The sequence below is a fragment of the Sphingomonas bacterium genome (genome assembly GCF_903643035.1).
Classification (GTDB): Bacteria; Pseudomonadota; Alphaproteobacteria; order Sphingomonadales; family Sphingomonadaceae; genus Sphingomonas.
This window is the reverse complement of record NZ_CAHJWW010000196.1, coordinates 1-5142: the sequence shown is the minus strand read 5'-3', so window position 1 is coordinate 5142 and position 5142 is coordinate 1. Positions and strand designations below refer to the sequence as shown.

Here is a 5142-nt window from a genome sequence, read left to right as displayed (position 1 = left end):
GAGGGCGCCGGCTCCAGCTCCGGTGAGGCTTCCGGCGGGCAGCAGCGCGCGCGGTCCGAGGAAGCCGCCGCCGACGTTTCGGCCACCGCCGCCGCGCTGTCGCCGTCGGTGCGTCGCGCGGTGCTGGAACACGGCGTCGATCCCGCGACTGTCAAGGGCACAGGCCGCGACGGTCGGCTGACGAAGGAGGATGTCGCCGCCGCCGCCAGCGCGAAGCCGTCCGCGCCCGTCCCGACGCCCGTCCCGACGCCCGCTCCCGCCCCGACGCTTGCACCCGCCGGGGGCGCGCGCAACGAGGAGCGCGTCCGCATGACGCGCCTGCGCCAGACGATCGCCAAGCGGCTGAAGGAGGCGCAGAACACCGCCGCCATGCTCACCACGTTCAACGACGTGGACATGGGCGCGGTCATGCAGGCGCGCGCGACGTACAAGGACCTGTTCGAGAAGAAGCACGGCGTGCGGCTGGGCTTCATGGGCTTCTTCGTGAAGGCCGCGTGCATGGCGTTGCGCGACGTGCCCAGCGTCAACGCCTCGATCGAGGGCGACGAGATCGTGTACCGCGATTACGCCGACGTCTCGGTCGCCGTGTCCGCCCCCAACGGGCTGGTCGTGCCGGTGATCCGCGACGCCGACAAGCTGTCCGTCGCGGGCATCGAGAAGACGATCGGAGACTTCGGCCGTCGCGCCAAGGACGGGACGCTGAAGATGGAGGAGATGCGCGGCGGCACCTTTACCATCTCCAACGGCGGCGTGTTCGGCAGCCTGATGTCGACCCCGATCATCAACCCGCCGCAGTCGGCGGTGCTGGGCCTCCACCGGATCGAGGAGCGGCCGGTGGTGGTGAAAGGCCAGATCGTCGCGCGACCGATGATGTACCTGGCGCTCAGCTATGACCACCGCATCATCGACGGGCGCGAGGCGGTGACGTTCCTCGTCGCGCTGAAGAATGCTATCGAGGACCCGACACGGATACTGATCGATCTTTAATGGCGCAAGACTTGCCAAGGCCGCTACCGATATCCCCGGCTCGAATCGAGCAGGTCACGATCGGCAATTTCCGTGCCTTGCAGCAGGTGGAGTTCAGGTCGATGACGCCGCTGACGGCGCTTCTAGGCGCGAACGGCAGTGGCAAATCGACCTTTTTCGACGTGTTCGCTTTCCTGTCGGATTGCTTTTCCGAAGGGCTGCGGCGTGCAGTTGATAAGCGAGGCAAGTTTTCCGACCTACGCAGCCGCGATCAGTCAGGCCCGATTACCTTCGAGGTGGCCTATCGCGAAGGTGGGCTCATCGAAGGAAAGCGTCCGGGTCTCGTACGCTACCACTTGGAGATCGACGAGCTTGACGGTCGTCCGGTAGTGGCGTCGGAGTGGATGCATTGGAAGCGCGGAAGCTTCGGTGCGCCGTTCCGTTTCCTAGACTATCAATATGGCCGCGGCTCCGTGATTTCCGGTAACGCGCCGGAGCAGGCCGACACTCGGCTCGAACTGCCTCTCGCGGCGTCGGATGTGCTCGCCGTGAGCACGTTGGGACAACTCGCGAATAATCCGCGCGTCAAATCGCTGCGTGATTTCATCGTCGGTTGGCATCTGTCCTATCTGTCGACCAGCGACACGCGCGTGGTGCCGGAGGCGGGACCTCAGGAGCATTTGTCGCGGACCGGCAACAATCTCGCCAATGTGATCCAGTTCCTTGCCGAACGACATCCGACGCTGCTCGATCGCGTCTTCATGGCATTGCGCCGCCGCATCCCGAAGCTGGAGACGGTGCAGCCGCTGTCCCTCCCCACCGGCCATCTCCTACTGACCGTCAAGGACGCTCCTTTCAAGGATGGCGTACAGGCTCGGTACGTGTCCGACGGTACGTTGAAGATGCTGGCTTACCTCATCCAGCTCAACGATCCCGCACCACCGCCCTTTCTTGGGATCGAAGAACCGGAGAACTTCCTCCATCCCAAGCTATTGCGTGAGTTGGCGGAGGAATGTGACGTGGCGACCAGGCGAATGCAAATGGTGGTCACCACTCATTCGCCCTTCTTTATCGACGCCCTCGAACCGGCGCAGGTCTGGGCACTGCGTCGTAATGCCCGGGGTTATACCGAAGCGGTTCGTGCGTCCCAGATGGCCGGGGTTCCTGAACAGATTGCGGCTGGCGCCAGTCTGGGACAGTTGTGGTTGGAAGGGTTCTTCGAGGCGGGCAATCCCTAAACCATGCCGCGCGAAATACATATCCACGTCGAAGAACCGTCGATGGAGTCGTTCCTCAAGACGCTTCTCCCACGTCATATCGATCCTCGAATATTGTTTCGATCAATTGATTACGGGTCGAAGCAGCAGCTCCTTTCTCGATTGCCGGCCCGAATGATGGGCTACGCTCGTATACCGATCGATCATCGACCTTTGTCGCTCGTTCTGGTTGACCGCGATGATGATGATTGCATGTCGCTGAAGCAACGGCTGAACGATGCCTGCGTCGCCGCTGGCCTTCGAACGCGAGCAGCGACAGAAACAGGGGCTTTGGACGTCGTCAATCGCATCGTAGTCGAAGAACTCGAAGCGTGGTTCTTCGGCGACGCGACCGCGCTTGACAAGGAGTGGTCAGGCGCTGGGCGCGTGATTGCAAAGGCCGGCTTCCGCGATCCCGACGCCATCCGGGGCGGCACGCATGAGGCGCTGTTGCGGGAACTCCAGCGGGCGGGGCATCTGCGCGGGCTGACGCGGTTGCCGAAGATCGATACGGCTCGTTCGATGGGGGCCTTGATCGACCCCGGCCGCAATACATCTTGCTCGTTCCAGCATTTCTGGACGGGCCTACACTCTTTGCTCGCGATCGCCTGAAGGACAACTCGCATGGCTGACTACGACTACGACGTCCTCGTGATCGGCGCGGGACCTGGCGGCTACGTCGCGGGGATCCGCGCGGCGCAGCTGGGGCTGCGCACCGCCTGTGCGGAGAGCCGGGAGACGCTGGGCGGCACATGCCTCAACGTCGGGTGCATCCCGTCCAAGGCGCTGCTTCACGCCTCCGAGATCTACGAGGAGGCCAAGGGCGGGCATCTGGCGAAGTTCGGCATCGATTTCGCCGGCGTCACGCTCAACCTCGACCAGATGCATGCCGAGAAGGCCAAGGCCGTCAAGGAGCTGACCGGCGGCGTCGAGTTCCTGTTCAGGAAGAACAAGGTGACATGGCTGAAGGGCCAGGCCGGCTTCAGGGACGCACATACGGTCGAGATCGGCGCCGAGACCGTCACCGCCGCCAACATCGTCATCGCCACCGGCTCGTCGGTCACGCCGCTGCCCGGCGTGGATGTCGACCAGCAGGTGGTGGTCGACTCGACCGGCGCGCTGGCGTTACCCAAGGTGCCCGAACACCTGATCGTGATCGGCGGCGGCGTGATCGGACTGGAGCTGGGCTCGGTCTGGCGGCGGCTGGGCGCGAGGGTGACGGTGGTCGAATATGTCGATCAGATCCTGCCCGGCTTCGACGGCGAGGTGCGCAGGGAAAGCGCCAAGCTGTTCAGGAAGCAGGGGATGGACCTGCGCACTTCCACCAAGGTGACCGGCGTGACCGTGGCGGACGGGCAGGCGACCGTGACCGTCGAGCCCGCGGCCGGCGGCGCGGCCGACGAGTTGTCGGCGGATGCGGTGCTGGTGGCGATCGGGCGGCGTGCGAATGTCGACGGGCTGAACCTCGCGGCGATCGGGCTGGAGCTGAACGCGCGCGGGCAGATCGCGACCGACCATTCGTTCCGCACGGCCGTCGACGGCGTATGGGCGATCGGCGACGCGATCCCCGGCCTGATGCTCGCGCACAAGGCGGAGGACGAAGGCGTCGCGGTGGCCGAGAACATCGCCGGTCGTACCGGCATTGTCAACGAGGCGGTGATACCGTCGGTGGTGTACACCATGCCCGAGATCGCCGGCGTCGGTCTCACCGAGGAGGCGGCCGCGGCCGATGCCGACACCAAGGGCGGCGCGATCAAGGTCGGCAGGTTCCCGTTCGCCGCCAACAGCCGCGCCAAGACAAACCGCGACACCGATGGTTTCGTGAAGGTGATCGCGGACGCCAAGTCGGACCGCGTGCTGGGCGTCTGGGTCGTCTCCAGCCTGGCGGGCACGCTGATCGCGGAGGCGGCGATGGCCATGGAGTTCGGCGCGACGAGCGAGGACATCGCCTATACCTGCCACGCGCACCCGACGCACGCGGAGGCGATGAAGGAGGCGGCGATGGCGGTGCAGGGCAAGGCGATCCACGTCTGACGCGGCTGCGAGCCGCGCTCGACGTCATGGACTTTGCCCATGACGGTTCCCGATCGGCTCATGGCAATGCCACCGCATGGCACATCTCTCGTCATGCCAGCGTACGCTGGCATCTCTTCGATCCACATCGGAACCCGATGGCGAAGAGACCCCAGCTTTCGCTGGGGTGACGAGTAGATGACTGGACTAGCTGGGTGACGCCGTTAGGCTCCTGCCTCTATCGGGGGAGGCATGGAATGGCGAGACACACGAAGCTCCTGGCGACCATCGCGGTCACCATGCTCGCCGGCCCCGTTCTGGTACCCGAGGCGCTTGCCTTTCCGTTCCACCGCAACGTCGGCGGCGTCCGCCTGTGGTCGGAGGCGCCCATCCCGCTTGCGATCGACAAGGTGCTTGCGCGGGCCGACGCGCTGGTCCGTGCCAGCCAGATCGATGGCCCGAAGACTGGTCGGCGGATCTTCCTTACCGATGGCGGTTGGCGATGGCACTGGCTGGCGCTGGGTGCCGACGGCGCGTTCGGGCTGACACGACCGCTGTTGGAGGCGGTGATCGTCAACCGCAGCGACGTGGCGGCCGACCGGGTGAGCAACGGTGCGTCCATCGGCGGGACGCGCAGCCTGTCGGGCGTGATCGCGCACGAGCGCACCCACGGCCTGATCCGTGCTCGCTATGGCCTGGTCGCCGAGCGGACGATGCCGTTGTGGGTGCGCGAGGGCTATCCCGATTTCGTCGCGCGCGAGAGCAGCCTGTCCGACGCAGATGCGGAAACGGTTCGCCACACGAACCCCGGCTCGCCGGCGCTCGCCTATCACGACGCGCGGTGGCGCGTGGCGGCGGTGCTGTCGGCGAACGGCGGCTCGGTCGACCGGCTGATGGCGGACGCCCG

Annotated in this window: 5 protein-coding genes; all 5 read left to right on the top strand. The window is 65.6% G+C overall.

What is annotated here, in order from left to right; genetic code table 11:
* The coding region (odhB, locus tag HUV01_RS11720) for a 2-oxoglutarate dehydrogenase complex dihydrolipoyllysine-residue succinyltransferase (protein WP_174298426.1) at nt 1–987 on the top strand (987 nt) is incomplete at its 5' end.
* Nucleotides 987–2204, top strand: a complete 1218-nt coding sequence (locus HUV01_RS11715; protein ID WP_174298425.1) for an AAA family ATPase — start codon at nt 987–989, stop codon at nt 2202–2204. The genes odhB and HUV01_RS11715, both read left to right, overlap by 1 nt.
* A gap of 3 nt (nt 2205–2207) precedes the next feature.
* The gene (locus tag HUV01_RS11710) at nt 2208–2834 is read left to right on the top strand and encodes a DUF4276 family protein (protein ID WP_302480052.1); all 627 of its coding nucleotides are present in this window, start codon (nt 2208–2210) and stop codon (nt 2832–2834) included.
* A gap of 12 nt (nt 2835–2846) precedes the next feature.
* The gene (lpdA, locus tag HUV01_RS11705; RefSeq protein ID WP_174298423.1) at nt 2847–4256 is read left to right on the top strand and encodes a dihydrolipoyl dehydrogenase; all 1410 of its coding nucleotides are present in this window, start codon (nt 2847–2849) and stop codon (nt 4254–4256) included.
* Between the two features lie 236 nt (nt 4257–4492).
* Nucleotides 4493–5142, top strand: a 650-nt coding sequence (locus HUV01_RS11700) for a hypothetical protein (protein WP_174298422.1), incomplete at its 3' end; no start/stop codon positions are given.

Coding starts and splice junctions, on each gene's coding strand:
- HUV01_RS11715 (WP_174298425.1), top strand. CDS start 987: ATGGCGCAAGACTTGCCAAGGCCGCTACCGATATCCCCGGCTCGAATC.
- lpdA (WP_174298423.1), top strand. CDS start 2,847: ATGGCTGACTACGACTACGACGTCCTCGTGATCGGCGCGGGACCTGGC.
- HUV01_RS11710 (WP_302480052.1), top strand. CDS start 2,208: ATGCCGCGCGAAATACATATCCACGTCGAAGAACCGTCGATGGAGTCG.